This window comes from Streptomyces sp. NPDC002623, from assembly GCF_053592635.1.
The window spans coordinates 77799-95570 of the sequence record NZ_JBSFWB010000007.1; the positions used below are offsets into that span (position 1 = coordinate 77799).

19 protein-coding genes and 2 tRNA genes are annotated in these 17772 nt (G+C 69.9%); 4 read left to right on the plus strand and 17 right to left on the minus strand.

Annotation, left to right across the window (positions count from 1 at the left end):
* Positions 1-73 precede the first annotated feature (73 nt).
* From ACWD4O_RS14670 to ACWD4O_RS14680, 3 genes are all read right to left on the minus strand, one after another.
* A complete protein-coding gene (locus ACWD4O_RS14670; protein WP_358803652.1) occupies positions 74-805 on the minus strand; it encodes a nucleotidyltransferase family protein in 732 nt (243 codons plus the stop codon).
* 234 nt (positions 806-1039) lie between these two features.
* Positions 1040-1510, minus strand: a complete 471-nt coding sequence (locus tag ACWD4O_RS14675) for a hypothetical protein (RefSeq protein ID WP_451280057.1) — start codon at positions 1508-1510, stop codon at positions 1040-1042.
* 245 nt (positions 1511-1755) lie between these two features.
* Positions 1756-2841, minus strand: coding sequence for an ABC transporter ATP-binding protein (locus tag ACWD4O_RS14680; protein WP_451280058.1), 1086 nt, complete (start codon positions 2839-2841; stop codon positions 1756-1758).
* Between the two features lie 219 nt (positions 2842-3060).
* Between ACWD4O_RS14680 and ACWD4O_RS14685 the strand changes: the two genes are divergently transcribed.
* A tRNA-Thr gene (locus ACWD4O_RS14685) sits at positions 3061-3133 on the plus strand.
* A gap of 78 nt (positions 3134-3211) precedes the next feature.
* On the opposite strand, the gene ACWD4O_RS14690 is transcribed toward ACWD4O_RS14685, so the two are convergent.
* The 14 genes from ACWD4O_RS14690 to ACWD4O_RS14755 all read right to left on the minus strand — a co-directional run bounded on the left by ACWD4O_RS14690 (position 3212) and on the right by ACWD4O_RS14755 (position 14869).
* Positions 3212-4351 carry a site-specific integrase gene (locus tag ACWD4O_RS14690; protein ID WP_451280059.1) on the minus strand — a complete coding sequence of 380 codons (1140 nt, stop codon included), beginning with the start codon at positions 4349-4351 and terminating at the stop codon, positions 3212-3214.
* Complete coding sequence (locus tag ACWD4O_RS14695; RefSeq protein WP_451280060.1) at positions 4351-4551, minus strand: helix-turn-helix domain-containing protein; 201 nt, start codon at positions 4549-4551, stop codon at positions 4351-4353. Before ACWD4O_RS14695 ends, ACWD4O_RS14690 begins: the two co-directional genes overlap by 1 nt.
* A gap of 429 nt (positions 4552-4980) precedes the next feature.
* A complete protein-coding gene (locus ACWD4O_RS14700; RefSeq protein ID WP_451280313.1) occupies positions 4981-6453 on the minus strand; it encodes an ATP-binding protein in 1473 nt (490 codons plus the stop codon).
* Between the two features lie 2 nt (positions 6454-6455).
* Positions 6456-7334 carry a bifunctional DNA primase/polymerase gene (locus tag ACWD4O_RS14705; protein WP_451280061.1) on the minus strand — a complete coding sequence of 293 codons (879 nt, stop codon included), beginning with the start codon at positions 7332-7334 and terminating at the stop codon, positions 6456-6458.
* A gap of 91 nt (positions 7335-7425) precedes the next feature.
* Complete coding sequence (locus tag ACWD4O_RS14710; protein WP_451280062.1) at positions 7426-7875, minus strand: hypothetical protein; 450 nt, start codon at positions 7873-7875, stop codon at positions 7426-7428.
* A 17-nt stretch (positions 7876-7892) separates the two neighbouring features.
* The gene (locus ACWD4O_RS14715; protein ID WP_451280063.1) at positions 7893-8180 is read right to left on the minus strand and encodes a hypothetical protein; all 288 of its coding nucleotides are present in this window, start codon (positions 8178-8180) and stop codon (positions 7893-7895) included.
* Between the two features lie 17 nt (positions 8181-8197).
* Positions 8198-8665, minus strand: coding sequence for a hypothetical protein (locus ACWD4O_RS14720; protein WP_451280064.1), 468 nt, complete (start codon positions 8663-8665; stop codon positions 8198-8200).
* Positions 8666-8869: 204 nt separating this feature from the next.
* On the minus strand, positions 8870-11002 hold the full coding sequence (locus ACWD4O_RS14725) for an ATP-binding protein (RefSeq protein WP_451280065.1): 2133 nt from the start codon (positions 11000-11002) through the stop codon (positions 8870-8872).
* Between the two features lie 117 nt (positions 11003-11119).
* Complete coding sequence (locus ACWD4O_RS14730) at positions 11120-11290, minus strand: pRL2-8 (RefSeq protein WP_451280066.1); 171 nt, start codon at positions 11288-11290, stop codon at positions 11120-11122.
* A gap of 2 nt (positions 11291-11292) precedes the next feature.
* Positions 11293-11610, minus strand: coding sequence for a hypothetical protein (locus ACWD4O_RS14735; protein WP_451280067.1), 318 nt, complete (start codon positions 11608-11610; stop codon positions 11293-11295).
* A gap of 303 nt (positions 11611-11913) precedes the next feature.
* Positions 11914-12768, minus strand: a complete 855-nt coding sequence (locus ACWD4O_RS14740; protein WP_451280068.1) for a protein spdB — start codon at positions 12766-12768, stop codon at positions 11914-11916.
* Complete coding sequence (locus tag ACWD4O_RS14745) at positions 12765-13211, minus strand: Pycsar system effector family protein (RefSeq protein WP_451280069.1); 447 nt, start codon at positions 13209-13211, stop codon at positions 12765-12767. Before ACWD4O_RS14745 ends, ACWD4O_RS14740 begins: the two co-directional genes overlap by 4 nt.
* Positions 13208-13504, minus strand: a complete 297-nt coding sequence (locus ACWD4O_RS14750) for a DUF6284 family protein (RefSeq protein ID WP_451280070.1) — start codon at positions 13502-13504, stop codon at positions 13208-13210. The genes ACWD4O_RS14745 and ACWD4O_RS14750 overlap by 4 nt, the downstream gene beginning before the upstream one ends.
* A 648-nt stretch (positions 13505-14152) precedes the next feature.
* Positions 14153-14869: a GntR family transcriptional regulator gene (locus ACWD4O_RS14755; protein WP_451280071.1), complete on the minus strand. Its 717-nt coding sequence runs from the start codon at positions 14867-14869 to the stop codon at positions 14153-14155.
* 63 nt (positions 14870-14932) lie between these two features.
* Between ACWD4O_RS14755 and ACWD4O_RS14760 the strand changes: the two genes are divergently transcribed.
* The 3 genes from ACWD4O_RS14760 (at position 14933) to ACWD4O_RS14770 (ending at position 17772) form a co-directional block, all read left to right on the plus strand.
* Positions 14933-15766 carry a class I SAM-dependent methyltransferase gene (locus ACWD4O_RS14760; protein ID WP_451280072.1) on the plus strand — a complete coding sequence of 278 codons (834 nt, stop codon included), beginning with the start codon at positions 14933-14935 and terminating at the stop codon, positions 15764-15766.
* A 54-nt stretch (positions 15767-15820) separates the two neighbouring features.
* A tRNA-OTHER gene (locus ACWD4O_RS14765) sits at positions 15821-15909 on the plus strand.
* 264 nt (positions 15910-16173) lie between these two features.
* Positions 16174-17772, plus strand: coding sequence for a Dyp-type peroxidase (locus tag ACWD4O_RS14770; RefSeq protein WP_451280073.1), 1599 nt, complete (start codon positions 16174-16176; stop codon positions 17770-17772).

Consider the following 17772-nt stretch of genomic DNA (forward strand, 5'->3'; position numbering starts at 1 on the left):
GGGGTGCCGCGCGGCTGGTCCGCGCGGCACCCCCGTCTGTCGTGTCGTGCCCGTCCGTCGGGTCGTGGTGTCGTCAGCGGCCCAGGGCCGCCAGCTCCTTCGCGGCCTCGGTGAGGTCCTTCGCGGTGTCGATGGCGCGCCAGTACGCCCCCTGCGGGAGCGGATAGCCGGCCAGTCGCAGCTCACGGGCCAGATGCGGGAACGTCGTCCGCTCGTGGTCGCCGCGGGCGGGCAGCAGCCCCGCGAACTCGGGCGAGAAGACGTACACGCCCGCGTTGATCTCGTAGGTGGTGGGCGGGGCCTCGATGAAGTCCGTGATGTGACCGAACCCGTCGGTCTGCACGGCCCCCCACGGAATGCGCGGACGCGCCAGCGCGAGGGTCGCTATGGCGTCGCGCTCGGTGTGGAAGTCGGCCATCTCGCGCAGCGAGAAGCGGGTCCAGATGTCGCCGTTGGTGGCGTACCAGGGCCGGTCGGGGTGGGGCAGATGGGCGGCGGCGTACTTCAGGCCGCCGCCGCGGCCCAGGGGCTCGGTCTCCACGACGGTGGTGACCTCGAGGGGCAGCTCGGCCGACTTCAGCCAGTCCTGCAGGACCTCGGCGAGATGGCCGCAGGAGACGACGACGTCGGTGACGCCCTCCTCGGCGAGCCAGCCGAGCTGATGGCCGATGATCGGCGTCCCCGTACCGGGGATCTCGACCATCGGCTTGGGCCGGTCGTCGGTGTACGGACGCAGCCGTGACCCCTGGCCACCGGCCAGGATGACGGCTTGAGTGGGGCGGGACGCGGCACGCGGATCGGTCATGCCCGCACTGTACGGGGCACGGGTTCCGGGCCGCGCGGGTCCCCCGACGAGGGGATCCCGGACGGGCCGACCGCCCGACGGGACGGCCGTCCCGACGGTCTGCTGCCCCGGCGGTCTGCTGCCCCGGCGGACTGCTGCCCTGGCGGGCGGCTGTCGCGCTGCGCGGAGGCCCCGGTGAGCGGCCCCCCGGGGAGGGGGCCGCGTGGGCTGTGTGGCCCGTGGGGGCCGGGTTGTTCAGCCCTGGGCCGCCAGGACGCCGGAGGCGAAGGCTGTGTCGCAGACCGGGCGGGAGAAGGACTGGGCGCGTGAGGGGCCGTACGCGCGGACCGCCGCACGGCCGAGGGCGCGGGCGATGGAGGAGCAGTGCCTGGCCAGCGACGGCTTGCCGTTGACCGCGGCCTGGAGGTGGGTCAGGGCGACGCCCGGGTCCTTCTCCTGGAGCTCGGTCAGCAGCTGGTCGCGCAGCACGTCCTGCGGGGCCTTGGCGGCGCTGTGCGAGGACTGGTGCGCGGCGGAGACGTCGGAGGCGGTGAGCACCGAATCCGAGGGGTCCCCCGACCAGTTGACCCGGGTGACCGCGAGGGTCCCGGAGAGCACCATGACGACGGGCAGGACGAGGGCGAGCGAGCGGCCGATCCGGCGGGCTGGGCCGCCCTGGCCGCGGCGCGTGCGCTGGGTGGTGGAGTGGTTCGCGGAGTGCTTCACGCGTGAGAGGGTAGCGTGCAGTAATGATTTGGCGACATTTAGTCACCCGGACGGGGGATGAAGGAGTGCTCCTTTTTGGGTAAGGGGTTGACGGGTGCCTGTCGAAATGTCCGCTGTGCGGGGATTCTGCGGGTACGGAAAAGGGCCTCGCAGCAGGCTGCGGGGCCCTTTTCGTCAACCTGGGTGAATCACCCGGGTTCAATCCTGCGTCGCTGACGTCTTCGGCGACGTCTTCGGCGACGACGTCAGTCGGAGAGGCGCTCGCCCGTCGACGTCGAGAACACGTGGGTCTCGCCCGCGCGCGGGACGACGTGCAGCGTGCTGCCCTTCTCCGGGACGTCACGGCCGCCGACGCGGACCACGAGGTCCTTGGTCTCGCTGCCGACCTGGGCGGTGCCGTAGACGAAGGCGTCGGAGCCGAGCTCCTCGACCACGTTCACGACGACCGCGAGGCCCTTCTCCTCCTCGGTGGCCACGTCGAAGTGCTCGGGGCGGACACCGACCGTGACCGTCTTGTCGGTGGCGGCGGAGAGCGCGTCACGCTGCACCGGCACCACCGAGTTGCCGAACTTCACGCCGCCGTCGGCGATCGGCACCTCGACGAGGTTCATCGCCGGGGAGCCGATGAAGCCGGCCACGAAGAGGTTGGCGGGCCGGTCGTACATGTTGCGCGGGGTGTCGACCTGCTGGAGCAGACCGTCCTTGAGGACCGCCACCCGGTCGCCCATGGTCAGGGCCTCGACCTGGTCGTGGGTCACGTACACGGTGGTGATGCCGAGACGGCGCTGCAGCGAGGCGATCTGCGTACGGGTCGACACACGGAGCTTGGCGTCCAGGTTGGACAGCGGCTCGTCCATGAGGAAGACCTGCGGCTCACGCACGATGGCGCGGCCCATCGCGACACGCTGGCGCTGACCGCCCGAGAGGGCCTTCGGCTTGCGGTCGAGGTACTCGGTGAGGTCGAGGATCTTCGCGGCCTCCTCGACCTTCTGCCGGATCTCCGCCTTGTTGACGCCGGCGATCTTGAGCGCGAAGCCCATGTTGTCGGCGACCGACATGTGCGGGTAGAGCGCGTAGTTCTGGAACACCATGGCGATGTCCCGGTCCTTCGGCGGCAGGTGCGTGACGTCGCGGTCGCCGATGCGGATGGCGCCGCCGTTGACGTCCTCGAGCCCCGCGAGCATGCGGAGCGAGGTGGACTTGCCGCAACCGGACGGGCCGACCAGGACGAGGAACTCGCCGTCCGCGATGTCGATCTCGAGTGCGTCGACGGCGGGCTTGGTGGAACCCGGGTAGATCCGGGTCGCCTTGTCGAAAGTGACAGTGGCCATGGCTCTGAGGCCCCCTTCTACCGGCAGGAACGTGCCGGACGATCCGTTGTAGGAAGGTGGTGGTGTAGTCCACACGAGTGAACTGGCTCAGGACGCTACCTCGCGTTCGCGGGATCTGTCAGTACCTGGAGGCATGTGAACTTCGCGGAAATTTTCGACAGGGCGCTCCGGTGACCTGGGTACACTGCACGGGCACGTACGTGAACCACGCGCGCGCACGCCTCCTTAGCTCAGCTGGTAGAGCACCGCTCTTGTAAAGCGAAGGTCGTCGGTTCGAATCCGACAGGGGGCCCTGCGATCTACCAGCGTCAACGCCCTCACCATGATCAACGGTGAGGGCGTTGACGGCAGTACTTGACGGCAGTCCCGCTCAGCGACGCCGTTTGAGCAGACGATCCATATGGCCCATGGCCTCCCGCCGGTGGTCGTCGCTCACGTGCGTGTAGACGTTCATGGTCACCGCGATCTGCGAGTGCCCGAGGATCTCCATGACGGTGCGGGGCGGGACGCCGGCCGCGAAGAGCAGGGACGCGCAGCCGTGGCGGGTGTCGTGCAGGCGCACCTTCGGCAGATCTGCGCACTCAGAGATCCTGAGGAACGACCGGTAGAGGTTCCGGGGTTCGATCGGCCGACCGCTGCGGGTCGTGAACACGTGATCGCTCTCGTGCCAGTCCGCGCCGGCCGTCGTCCGACGGTGGGCTTGCCGTAGGCGCTGCCACCGGATGGGTGCCACGCACATCAGCGGAATGGGGATCACGCGCGACCGCCGGTTCTTGGTCGTGTCGAGATAGAGCTCCTTGCCGCCCCGGTTGAGCGTGGTCCGGACCGTGAGGGTGCGCCGGTCAAGGTCGACGTCCCTCCACTGCAAGCCGAGGATCTCGCCGCGCCGCAGACCGAGGGCGATCGCGAGGACGAACGCCGTGTAGAGCGGATCGGTCCGGGCGGCCTCCAGGAACGTCAGCGTCTCGTCCAGCGACCAGGGGTGCAGCTCGCGCCGCTCGACCCGGGGCGCGGGGACGAGTTGGACGACGTTGCGGCTGATCAGTTCGTCACGGCACGCGGCGGTGATGGCCGTGCGCAGGACCCGGTGCGCTTCCTTCGCGGTCGCGGCCGAAGACTGCGCGGTTACCTTCGTGATCATCTGCCGCACGTTCGCCGTGGTGAGCGACTCCAGCCGCCGACTGCCCAGCAGCGGTACGAGGTAGAGCCGCGCGTGCATCTCGTACTTCACGTACGTCGTCCGCTTCCGGTTGGGCCGGACGTACTCCTCCAGCCAGTACGGCAGCCACTCGGAGAGCTTGGCGGACCGGGACGGCGTCGGTATCCCCTGGCGGTCGCGCCGCACGAGTTCCTGCCGCTTCTCGTCGCACTCCTCCCAGGTGGAGCCATAAACCGCCTTGCGCTTGCGGGTGCCGTCGGGCTGCGGGACGTAGGCGCGTGCTTCGAAGCGTCCGTCCTTGCGCTGCCAGATGCTGCCGGCACCGTTGGGGTTCTTCTTGCGGGGTGCCATCAGGCGGCGTTCTCCTCAAGTCGGTCCTGCATGTACTCGCTGACGGCCTCCACCGGGATGCGGCGGGCGCGGCCAGACGTGTAGCTCGGGAGTTCCTTGGAGCGGATCAGGTCGTAGACCTTGCTGCGGCTGAGGCGCAGGGCGGTCATGACCTCGGGGACCTTGAGCGCCTGCGGGCTCGGGGGCATGGCGGTGGTCATGCGGGGCTCCTCCGGGGGCGGTCTGTCCGAGGTGCGGATTTCTGCGTCACCGCGTCATCTGCGTCATTCAGGCTTCTGACCTGCGGGTTTTGGGTGACGCAGAGCGTTGGGGGTGCGTCACCGGTGACGCAGGCCGTCCGTCACCCGTGACGCAGGTGACGCGGCGTGACGCAGCCGACGGTCGTCTGCGTCACGGCCGTATGCCCAGGTCACCCGCCGTTTGCCGGGCCCTCGTGACGCAGGTGACGCAGCGCTTCCTACTTAGGAAAAAAAAGGGGGGTGTCTGTGGTGGTGCAGTGCGCCTCAGAGCGTGAAGAAGGAGCCGCTCGCGGCGCGTTCATCGCAGGGCGGCGCTGCCGCCGAACAGCAAGAGGAGCACGCCCGGCGTGCTGGTGCTCCTCTTGCTTGTGCGGTCGGGGGCGGTGCCGGTCAGAACGCCTGCTGCTCGTGCGGGGGCAGAGCGGGCGAGCGGGTCATCTCGATGTAGCGGCCCTCTCTGGTGCGGCCGGAGTCGATGAGGACGCCCCGGGCGGCCAGGGTCGGCTGGAGGCGCTTGAGGCGGTCGGAGAGGACTTTGCCGGTGGTCGGCCACCCTTTGGGCAGGGGGCGGAAGTCCTCGCCGCTGTAGAGGCGGCTGAGGCAGTGCAGCCACTCGGTGGAGGTCATCTGCTGCCCTGCGCCCGGTTCGATGTCTGCGGCGTGCCTGAGGACGGCCTGTGCCAGCAAGTCGCCCTCGATGACGTCGTCGTTCAGGTCGTCCAGACTCGCCCGGTAGGCGGCGAGAGCTCCCAGACCGGTTGCCGCGTCGAGCTGCGCGCACAGGTGGGCGAAGTCGGCCATCCGCAGGTCGGTGGGTGTCTCTGCCTCAACCGCGCGGACCTTGACTGTGAGGTCCAGGAGCGATCCGAGGACGATGGGCAGAACCTCCGCGTAGTCCGCCCACAGTTCGGCCTCGGTGCGCCGGACGCGGGGCCGTTCCAACCGCAGCGGCAGGAGACGCTCGGCGAGGTCGGGCCGGATGACGCCGACGTCGATGCCGGTCAGGAGCAGGGGGCGGCGGTAGCCGACGCGGAAGACGTCCCCGTCGGTGAACAGGGCGCGCTTGACGCTCTCGGCTCCGGTGACGATGCAGCACATGGCGTCGGACAGGTCCGGCGTCATGTGGGAGAGGTTGTCCAGCGCGGTGACCCATCCGGCGGCCACGGCCGCGATGAGGTTCTCTTCGTCCTTGGGGGCGCGGCGCAGGTCGCCGCTCATGCCTTCGATGATCCGCAAGAGCATGCGTCCGCCGGTGGACTTGCCCGCGCCCTGCGGGCCGGTGAGGAATGGCGCGGGGACCGGCGCGGACGGCCCGAGGCAGCCGATGAGCCACGCGATGGCCAGGCACTCCGTTTCGGCGTTGGCGAAGTTGCAGAGCCTGAGCAGGAGGTCGATGCCCTTGCCGTCGGTGTCCTTGACGGGCAGGGGCAGTTCCCCGGTGAGTTGAGTGCGTCGCCAGCAGACTTCGCGCGGGTCGGGGGTGAGGATGTCCCAGCCGGAAGGGTGGATGCGGACGGACTGTCCGTCGTCGCGTCCCAGGTCCAGCCATGTCGCCCCGTCGAATCCGGGGGCCACGCGGATGTTCACGGCGTGCGTGTCCTCGTACAGTGCGAGCGCTTCGATCAAGTCCAGCGCCTCCTTGAGCGCGGTCCCGTTGAACACGCCGACCCCGTCCCTGTACATGCCGACGATGAGTTCCTGGCGGTGGCTGCCCGTCGTGCCCTGTGAGCGCATCGGGCGTGCCACGGGGTGGCCGTTGCGCTGCGCGTACACGGTCCCGTCGGCGGTGCGGAAGTACCGGAAGTGCGCCTGCGCGTAGTCGACGATGATTTCGCGGGCGGGGTTCTTCTCGTCCTCGGACATGGTCACAGTCCCAACGTGGTGCGGGCGTTGGTCCACGCGTCGGCGCAGTGCCGGGGCGATTCGCCCTTGGCCTGCGCGGCGGTGAACAGCCGCGCGGTGTGGGCGTCGGTGAGGCAACCGCACCGGCCATGAGCGGACAGCACGGCGAGGAACGTCCGATAGACCGTGGCGTGCACCGCGCTGGACGCGGCGGTGATCCGCTGCTCTGCCATGGCGATCCCCCGGTCCAGATAGGCCGGTGTGCGGTGCCGGCACTCCCCGCCCCCGGCCAGGGCGGACACGGTGACGACCTGCGGTGCCGACCGGACCATGGGCGGTTCCTTCACGGCCAGCGCGCGCACGACGTCCGGCAGCGCGGTCATGGTGCCGGTGCCGGGACCCAGCCACCGGGCATAGGCCATCGTCGACTTGATGTCGACGCCGTCACGGACGGCGTTCACGGACCGCACGACGCCCTGGTAGATCCAGTGTTCGCCCCGGGTCGTCGGCACCGTACGAGTGGCGGGCAGCGTCGCGCGGGCCCAGGCGACGGCCGTCTCGTTGTCGAGGTCGACGACGGTGACGCCGGCACCGCCCGGGTGGTAGGCGACGGCGGCGGCCCTGTGCCATGCGGACGCCCACGGCGGGGAGGTGAGGGTGTGGGGGTCGGTGGTGGCGGCGGCCCAGCCGTGGCACGGGTGCGGGCAGGCGCAGGTGCCGGGGGTCTTCATGTTCGGCCGGCCGCCGCACGCGTTGCCGGTGCAGGCCGGGCAGTTGCCGAACGGCAGCTTCCCCGCGCGCAGGGGCAAGGGCGGGATGCCGTGCCCGGCCAGCATGAGCGCGGTGTCCAGCAGGCGCGGCCGTCGGTCGCGCACTCGTCGCAAGAGGGTGGGTTGCTGCATGCTTGATGACCTCCAACAGGTCAGTTGCTGGCTGGTTGGCAAGGGCGGCCCCGGATTCTTTGGCGAGAGGCGGGGGCCGCCCTTGGCATAGCTACTGGCTGTTCGTGGCCCAGAGGGCGTACTGCTGACGGACGTAGGCGCGCGGCTCGCAGTCCGCGTGCGCGTCGTCCAGCTCGACCAGGAACTTCGCGGCCACATGGGCGGTGTCGTCGTCCCGGTGGTCGGCCCCGTCCGTGAGCGCGATGCGGTCGAGGACGGCGGCCTTGCGGAGGTAGTACTCCCGCTTCAGCGCGGTGTAGCACTCGGCAGTGCCGAGGGTGCGGGCGACCCAGTCCAGTTCGCTGTGGATGCTCGGGGCGTTGGCGTAGGCCTGCTCGGGGTCGGGCCACACGTCAGCGTGATCGGCGTCGAGGTAGAGGCGCTGGCGCTTGCCGTCGGCGGTGGCGAAGACGGTGACCCGTCCGGCTTTGAACGCGGTCTCCAGGACGTCGGTGATGCGGTCGGAGTCGGCGGGGTCGCAGATGATCCTGATCTCGAACACAGGGGTTCCTCTCGGGGTCAGAAGGGCGGTTCGTCGCTGTAGCGGCTGGGGCCCCACGAGTTGAGGACGCGCCAGCGCAGCCACCGGGGCCGACCGGGCAGGGGCAGCAGCGTGAGGCGGCGCTCCTCGTTCCAGCAGGTACAGGGGTCCCACTCGGTCCCCTCGTACTCGCCGGTCTCGGGGTGGCCGTAGTCGTACGCGGTGCCGCCCTCGCCCTCGCAGTGCGGGCAGTCGGGGCGGGGCGTGTCGGTCAGGACCAGCGCGCGGCGCGGCCAGCCGATCAGCCGGATTCGCAGTCGGAGCACGGGTGTTGGTCTCCCTGTCAGCCGTAGAACTTGTTGCGCTTGATGACGGCCTTGCGGATGTTGACCGTCGTCCCGCCCTCGCCGTGGCCGCGTCCGCTGAAGATCTGCACGGCGATCCATCCGCCGAAGACGACGGCGGCGAGGATGACGAGCTGGGTGACCAGCGCGGTCAGCGCGGTGATGAACGCGGTGAGCAGCAGCAGTCCGCCGCACACGGCGAGGAATCCGACGCCTCCGAGGGCGACGTTCACCGCCGTCCGGGACACGGCCGGCCGGGAGGCGACCGGTTCGGGCTGCGTGGGGCTGACGGCGTAGCCGGTGACGACGCGGCCGTCCGGGAGGACCACGCTCGCGACCGTCGGCACGCCGTGCGGCTGGACGGGAACGAGCGGTGCCGCGTACGGCGCGGTGGGGGTGAGAGGGGTGGGCTGGTGGACTTCCGGGGCCCGTAAGGCGGGCGTGTTGGGGATGTGCTCGGGATACATGCGGAATCCCTTCCGATGCTCGGTTGGGGAGGCAGGGACACCCCCTGCCGGGGGCGCTCTGAGAGGGGTTTTCGGGGTCTGGCCTGGGGTGCCTCCCCGCCTCCCCGAAACGGTGTTTTCGCTGATCACCGTGGGGGAGGTGGCCCGGGGAGGGGGTTGGGGAGTTCTCCCCGCCTCCCCGGGGCGGGAGGGCTTGCCTCCCCGCTACCGGGAGGCGGAAGCGGAACCTTCGGCGTCGCGGTCGGCGAGGGCGCGGGTGACGTCTTCGCGGCGCACGACCATGCGGCCGTGGGACTTGTACGGCTCGACTCCGTTGGCCTCCAGCACGCGCTTGAGGTCGCCGTTGGTCCACCCGCCGTAGGCGTCCTCGTTCAGCGTGCTGAGCCGCTTGAGGACGTCCTGGGTGAAGGGACGCTCGACGTTGCCGATGGCGGCGGCGATGTCGGCGAGCGGGTCGCGCTCCTCGCCCCGCTTCACCGCGTGCAGGGTCGTGACGCCGTCGCGCAGGGCCTTGGCGCGGGCGGTGATGGCCTTGGCGTCGTCGTCGCCGATGAAGTGCGTGCGCACGGTGATGGACGCCTGCCCAGCCGGAATCTCGATGCCGTCGGACGCGACCACCAGGGTCCCCTTGTCGAGCCCCTGCCTCAGCAGGTGCGGGGCCGCACCGCCGTTGACCGCCTTCTCCCCCAGCGCCATGACGGCCTGCGCCTCGGTGCCCAGGGCGAGCGAGGCGCGGGTGTGCGCGCCCTCGCGGACCAGCTTGGGAAGGTTCTGGTCGGTGGGGTCCTGCGTCCCCTCGTACATGAGCACGTCGACCACACGGCCCTGGTTGTGAACCTTGCGCACGGCCATGTAGTAGCGGGACGTGGCCTTGGACCCGCCGTACGGGCGCTTCTCGTCGTCCACGGCCGGGCACATGAACGCCACCTGCGCTTCGTCGACGATGCCGATCAGCGGGTCGAACACCACGGTCGGGTCGGCCTGACGCTCCGCTATCCGGCGGTTCATCTCCTCGACCAGCCCCTCGACCATCTCAGTCGCCTCGATCACGTGCTCATCGGTCGGCCCCTGGATCAGCACGGTGGCCAGACCGTCGAACATGGCCCAGTCGCCCGCGCCCTTGAGGTCGGCGATCCGGAACTCAACCCGCCGATCCAGCGACGCCCACAGCGCCAGCGAGCGCAGGGCGGCGGTCTTGCCCTGGTTGGACAGTCCCGTGATGAGCAGGTGGCGCTGATACAGGCTCAGCGCCGCCGTGTCGCCGCGCAGGTCCTGACCCCACGGCGCGCGACCCTTGGCGTAGTCGGCGGTGATGGCCTTGTCCGTGACCAGCGGAGACGGGCCGATCGGCTCGTCCAGCGCACCCGAATCGGCGATCCACAGCCGCACCGTGCGCGCAGCCTGCGGGATCGTGATGAACACCTCGTGCTCGTGCCGGGTCAGGTTCTCAGCGAGCTTGCGCCGACGGTTCTGCACCTCGATCGTCGACACCCCCGAGGGCAGCGTGACGTCGACCTCGACCCCGCATCCGGCGATCCGGATCGGACCGAGCATGGACGCGCCGGCATCGCCCATTTCCTTGATGGCGTTGCGCAGCGCCGGCACCCCCAGGTCGCGCAGGGCCTTGACCACGATGGACGGGGTGATCGGCTCACCCTCGCCGTTGCGGACGGTCGCGGGAAGAGCCCACTGCGGTGCGGCCTGCTGCTTGCTGCCGACGGCCCACAGCGCGAGCAGGGCGAGGAACGGGCCCAGGGTGACGGCGGGGCCCCACACGACCTGAACGATGGTGATCAGCAGGTTGATGAACTCGATGACGGCCTGGATCGGGGTGACGACGTCTTTGACGTCCTTGTTCGCGATGGCCATGACGATCCCGAGGGCGACCAGCGCGCCGATGCCCATCCCGGTGCCCACGGCCACGCCCTTGGCCGCGTCCAGCGGGGAGTGGAGCAGGTCCATGCGGCGGCGGTGCCGGGCGTCGCGGAAGTGCTGCCCGCGCTCCTCCCACTCAGCGGCCAGCTCCATGTTCCCCGCGGCTTCCGCCGTGCGCATGTAGCGCTCGTAGCGGGCGGCGGTGCGGCCGTCCCACGCGCGGCGGCCCACGAGCCGTGCCCCGCCCACGACGTAGAGGCTGTGGCGGGCGACGGTGCGGGCGGCGGTCTTGGTGGTCTCGTGCGTGACCGCGTGCTGGACGGCGCGCCCGGAGCGCACCCACAGCGGTGCGGGCGCGGGCGGTGCCGGGGCGGGGACCACGGTCAGCGTGGTCACGGTGGCGGGGGCCGGTTCGGCGGGCGGGTCGGTGTTCTTGTGCAGGTGAACGACGTTCTCGGACATGCGGAAGTCTCCTCAACACCCCAATGGCGGGGGCGGGTTAGGGCATGCGGGAAGGGTGAGGGGGCCGGGACGGGCGAGGGCCGTCCCGGCGGGTGGTTCACGTGGCGGGGGCGGGTGTCACCACCAGCTCGACTTCTTCTTGGGCACGATGTTGGGGCAGCCGTTGATCATGTGGTCCACGCACTGCGGGCAGTCCTCGCGCGGGCCGAGGCGGCGGTGTGCGCTGCGGTCGTGGGCGTGCTGCCAGCACTGCGGGCACTCGCCCGGAGGCGTCTGCGTGGCATCCATGCTCACCACCACCCCGACGACTTCTTCGCGGCCTTGGCTGCGGCGGCCTCGTTCACGATCCGCTGCCGCTCGACGTGCAGTGCCGTCAGTTCGGCGGTCAGGCGGGTCTCCACGGAACTGGCCAGGGAGTCCAGCCGGTTCTCCTGGCGGGCGGCGCTCCTGCCGCGCAGGACCCGGTACGAGCCTCCGGCCAGCGCGCCGATCACGGCGCGCCGTTCGGCACTCGTCAGGGGCCACGTCTCGCCCCGGCGGACGGCCTCCAGCTTGCGGTTCGTCTTGCTGATCTCGCGGTCGATACGACGGGTGTCGGGCTTGCCCATGATGTGAGGACTCCTCAGCGATTGAAGGGGAAAGCCGCAGCTCAGCCGGCAGAGAATGCAGGGGTAGGCGCACAGCGGGCACATGCCGAGGGAGGTCCGGCGGCGTCCCGTCCGTGGGCCGCTACGGTGTGCGGCATGAACGGGGAGCCAGCAGTCAGAACGCGGCCGTGCAAGTGGTGCGGGATACCGGTGCAGCAGCCGCGCAGCCGGTGGCGCAGACGGCGGTTCTGCAGCAAGTCACACCGCCGCAGAAACCGCGTCCTTGAGGCGGTCGTGAACTTCCTGGACAGCCTGTAGCGGACGTCAGGCGACGCGCTTCCATGCCTGCCGCAGCCGGACCTCTGATGCGGAGTGGCCGGCCGCGCGGAAGCGCACGGCCATCTCGCGGTAGGACAGGGCCGGGGTCTCGCTGTGCCGGATCTCGTCGACCAACGCGTCAAGCTGCGCGTCGGTGAGCGCGGGTCCTGCTTCCAGCGCGGGAACCGGCTCCGGCGGGCCCCACACGGGCAGTTCCCACGTGGGTGTGACGTCGGGTGTGACGCGGGTCGTCACGCTGGTCAGCGCCCTGCCGGTGTCCTCGCCGCGCCGCGCCGTCTCCAGCGTCGACCACGCGTCGGCGAGGGCGGCGGCGGTCTTGGCCTGGACGCGTGCGACGCGTGACCCGGCGGCCGTCACGGCCGTCAGCCGGGTCTCCTCGGTGGCCGCTTCGGCCCGCAGCCGGGCACGGGCCACGGCCGCTTCGTCACGGGCCTCCTGCTGGATGCCCGTGATGGCGTCCAGCGCGGCCGGGGTGAGCGCGGTGCGCTCCCACATGCCGTGCACCAGCCACAGGGCCTTGGCCGCGACCGGGAGCCACGCCACGGCCAGCCACGCACCGCGCGAGTGATCGGACGTCAGCGCGTGCGCGACCAGGACGCCGGTCGCGATCGCGCCGAACGTCCAGCCGACGGCGGTCACCGCACGGCTGTGGTCGCCCTGCGCGGCCAACCTGCGCTCGTAGGCGAGGGTGGCGAGCCATCCACCGTCGATGCCCAGACCCACGACCAGGGCGACGGGCCACGGCATCGCACCGCCCAGCCACATCACCACCACGGCGAGGGTGAGCACCATGGACACCGCCGTCATCGCGACGGCCGGCAGTACGGTCCGCGCCTTCACAGCGCACCCCCCGCCGCGATCAGCACGGCCAGCAGGAGCAGCGCACCGCCGGCCGTGGTCAGGTCGACCGCACGGCGCAGGCAGGTGAACTTGGCGACCGCGATCCGCGACAGTCCGGCGACGTCCGCCGCGACGTCCCCGCCGTTCACCGTGGCGGTGATCTCGTCGGGGGCGAGGGTGGCCCACAGCGGGAAACCGTGCCGGCCGCCCAGACTCGGGCGGGTCGACCGCAGCAGCAGACCGACCGCCGCGACCAGCAGCATCAACCCCAGACCGCCCACCACGTAGGCACCGACGTTCAAGGGCAGGTCACGGGCCACCGACCACACACCGGCCAGCACCGCGCCGACGAACGCCAGCAACAGCCCGGTCTTGGTGTCCGTCCGCGTGATCTCCGCCTTCACCTCAGCGTGCGCGGCCGTCAGGCTCTGCGAGGCGCTCACGCGGCACCGCCCGGCAGCATCGCGGAGGCGGTGCGGTTGGTCAGGTCCCGACGGGCGGCCAGCACCCGGTTACGGGCCCGGCGGATCCGGCGGGTGTCGACCTCGTTCTCGGGGTGGTCCATGGCCTTGATCTGCGCGTCGAGCAGGTCGACCTCAGCCAGGATCAGCGGAGACTCCAGCTCGATCGCGTCCAGCTCCGCAGCCGTCGGCTCGATCCAGCGGGTGAAGTCGGCGAACGGTGTCCAGTCATCGGACGCCGTAACAATGCCCTGAACAGTGACGATGGATTCCATGGGTCGTGTTCTCCCTGCAAGGTGGCAACGGCCCGAACCGCGCCCCCAGTGCTCGAACACTGGGGGCGCTTGCCGTTGGGGTCGGAATGTCCGGCTCCCCTCAACCCCGGCCGTACGGACTCCGCGAGGCGCGGGACCGGACGGACGGGGGAGGCAACCGGCGCAGCGTCAGCCGCCGCGAAAGCTGAAGAGAGTGGACCGAGCTACTGCGCAGGCGACGCCGGCCGGTCCATCACGGCGACGCCCGAAGATGTCGTTGGCTCATCGGAACTCCTCGGTCGAAGGGGCACGGAAACAGCACTGCAAGGGGGATCACGTCCCCACACGCCGGCCGTTGCTCGCGGTCACCGGGCCACCTCGCCAGACCGGGCCGAAGCCCTGATTGATCCCCTGGCCTTTAGCGGGATTGCAGCGTCCCCGCCCTATGCATTCGTGCAGGTCAAGCAGCCGTGACAGCGCCACCCCGACTTGCTTTGGGGGCGGCCTCTTCGGCACATCCCTAGACTGGACCGGTGGACCGGTCCAGTCAAGCTCTAAGTCCCCGTCCCTGATGGGGTGTTGAGCGTTGGTGCAGGTCAATGCAGGTAAGCGGGCGCAAAAAAAGCTGGACCGGCGGACCGGTCCAGCCCCCTTACGGGTCACTCGCTCCTACATCGCATAGCTGTCTTCTCGTTCGTAGTGAGGGGAGGGCGTGACGCCTTCCTCGCACACGAGTGGCCGACCCTCTTGGTCGTAGGCGGTGTGCAGGACCACGGCGACCGCCGTGGGTTCCGACAGGCCCAAATGGAGCGCTTCCGTCTCGGTTGCGAGGCGGACAGTGGTCACGTCCACCCCCTCCGCCGGGAAGCGGTCGGTCTGCCGGCGCACGTATCGAGTCGTGCCCTCCGGGATGGGGGCCGTCTGTGCGAGACGCGGCGAGGCTTCTGCAATCTCCGGCGGGAACCAGGCTTCCGCGTAGCTGTGCGGACTCCCGTCCGGAAGCTGGTGGATGCGGATGCGGCGAAGTGTGACCACGCCGGGATCCATGCCGAGTGCCGTAGCCACCTGCGCGGGTGGCTCTGCCCAATCCGGCTCGCCAACACGCACGAACGGCATCCCGCCCGTGATGCGGGCGGACCCTGCTCGCCGGGCACCCGCCGGCCGTGCGATGGGCGTTTCGCTCACCACGAAGCCGGTCCCCTGCTTGGCCACGACGACACCGTCGTTCCGCAGGACATCCATTGCCTTGACCGTTGTCGCGCGGGACACCGACCACTGTTCGGCCAGGTCACGGCCTGACGGCAGGGTCTCGCCCGGTGGGAACTCGCCGGCGGCGATGCGGGCGCGTAGTGACTCCGCGATCTCCTCGTACTTCAGTAGTGCCATGTGTGCCCCTTGCGCCGTCTCCTGTTGCTGGACTGGTCCACCGGTACACAGCATACTGCCGCTATGTCGAATTTGGGATTGGCTCCTTCCGTTCTGCGCTTCTACGGGGAGACCGTGGATGAAAGCCAGCGCCTGCACCGTTCGGCGGACGGTCGCCTTGAGCTGGCCCGAACCAAGGAACTCATGCGCCGCTTCCTGCCGTCGGCACCCGCGAGCGTGCTGGACGTCGGGGGCGGGCCCGGAGTGCATGCGGAGTGGCTGGTCAAGGACGGGTACGCGGTCACTCTGGTGGACCCCGTCCCCCGTCACGTTGAGCAGGCGTCCGCTATCTGCCCGGCGTCGGTCGGAGACGCGCGGTCGTTGGAGGCGTCCGACGGCAGTTACGACGTCGTGCAGCTGCTTGGCCCGCTCTATCACCTGCCCGATGCCGCCGACCGGCGTAGGGCGCTCTCGGAGGCTCGGCGCGTGGTGAAGCCGGGTGGGCTCGTAGCGGCGGCAGCGATCAACCGCTATGCCTCGCTGTTCGAGCACGTCACGTACGCCCACCTACACACCGAGCGGATGCAAGGGCCGGTGTCCAAGATTCTCCGCACGGCCGTGCATGACGGCGATCACTTCACCCTGGCGTACTTCCATCGTGCGGAGGAACTCGCTGATGAACTCCGGGAGTCGGGGCTCACCGATGTTGAGGTCTTCGGGATCGAGGGGCCTGCTTGGTCACTCGTCAAGGCTGTTGAGCAGCAGTCAGGCACGGTTCCCTCGGAAGATCTGATCGCTTCCGCCATGGCGGCCGCGCGAATGGCTGAGCCGTACCCGGAACTGCTTGCGGCCAGCTCGCACCTGCTTGCCGTCGGGCGGGCCCCCGCCGGCTCGCCTGGGGTTGACGGCAGTCTTTGACGGCAACACCGGTGGACGTAGCCGTCCCTTGAGGATCGGTCAGGTACGGCGCAGGCCAGGCTGAGGGATCAAGCGCCTGGCCTGCGGGTCCTTGGGGGGAACTTGTAAAGCGAAGGTCGTCGGTTCGAATCCGACAGGGGGCCCCGACTGTCACTCCGCCCGTCCGCCCGTCCGCTCCTCTGTGCGACGGGCGGTGTCGTGTCCGGGTGGGCGTTCCCCGGATCTCACCCGTACGACGGGTTTGTCGTGGGGGTCCCTGCTCCGGTGGGGTGAATGCCTTTGGCATACGCAAATCTCACGTTGCTGCACATCTGTGCACGTAGAGACCCCTTCATGCCCTCCGCATATGCGGAGGGCATTCGGGTCGTCGTGGTTACGCATGCCCCTTTTAGGCGAATGAGGGTGTTATGGCAATCGACCTGAAACAAACGGCCATCGATCCGGACGTCGCGGTGCCTCCCACCCGCAACACCGTGCAGGAGATGAAGGCGGCCCTGGGCGACCTCCAGGGCAACATCCTCAAGAGTCACGGGCGCGACCACAGCGTGCATCTGTTCATCGACTTCCCGGTCGACAGCCCCGAGAAGCGGAAGAAGGCCCGGAAGTGGCTGGCGGGCATGGTCTCCACCGGGCGGGTCACCTCCGCCCTCCAGCAGTGGGACGAGGCGAAGGCCTACCGGGAGGCTCAGCAGACGGTCCACCGCAACGGCGCGGTGTCGTCGGCGGACGCCGAGGCGCTGTTCAAGTCCGCCAGCGACGCCTTCTACGGCGTGCTGATCTCGGCGGACGGCTACCGCGATCTCCGGATCGACCCGGAATTCCTGCCCGACGACCCGTCCTTCCGCCTCGGGGCGAAGAAGCGCATCGGCGACCTCGACGACCCGCCGGTGCAGCAGTGGGAGGAGAACTTCAAGGGCAGGCTGCACGCCCTCGTCATCGTCGCCGACGACTTCCCGGACCGGCTGGAGTGGATCGTCACGGAGCTGCGCGGCGAGCTCGCCGCTCTCGACGCCGTCGTCGGCGAGGAGACCGGCACCGCGATGCGGCTGGACGCCAAGGGCCGGCCCGACGCCGACGCCCCGGTCCGTGAGCACTTCGGGTTCGTCGACGGGATCAGCCAGCCGCTGTTCTACGCCCGCGACATCGAGCAGGCCCGGACCCGGCAGGGCGGCATCGACGAGTACGACCCGAGCGCCCCGCTCGACCAGGTGCTGGTGAAGGACCCGGGGGGCGACAAGAACACCGCCTACGGCTCGTACTTCGTGTACCGCAAGCTGGAGCAGAACGTCGAGGGCTTCCGCCAGGGTGAGCAGGTCCTCGCCAAGAGGATCGCGGAGTTCGCCCATCCGAAGCAGAAGCAGCCGACGGCCGAGGACGTCGCCCTGGCCGGCGCGTACATGGTCGGTCGGTTCCAGGACGGCACCCCGGTGGTGGACCGCGAGGTCGCGGGCCTGGGCGCGCTGCCGAACAACTTCGACTTCGACGGCGACCCGGACGGCGTCCGCTGTCCGTTCCAGGCGCACGTCCGCAAGACCAACCCGCGCGGCGACAAACAGCGGCAGTTCGGGCAGTCCCTCACCCAGGAGCGGACCCAGCGGATCGTCCGCCGGGGCATCAGCTACGGCGAGGTGAGCCTGAAGCCGGATCCGGGGCAGCCGGTCGGGCTGCTGTTCCTGTGCGCGCAGAGCAGCATCGCCGACCAGTTCGAGTTCATCCAGATCCAGTGGGCGAACAACAAGAACTTCCTGCGCGAGTTCAGCGGCCTCGACCCGGTGATCGGCCAGCGCAAGCCCGGGGTGGACCCGCCGGAGAAGTTCCCGGCCAAGTGGCCCAAGCTGTACGGCTCCCGCAACGAGCTCGACTTCTCGAAGAACCCGCCGGAGCCGATGCCCTACACGTTCACCGAGCAGGTCGGCGAGTGGGTCACGATGAAGGGCGGCGAGTACTTCTTCGTCCCGAGTCTCAGCACGCTCACGGCGTTCGGCACGGCCGGGGAGAAGAGCTGA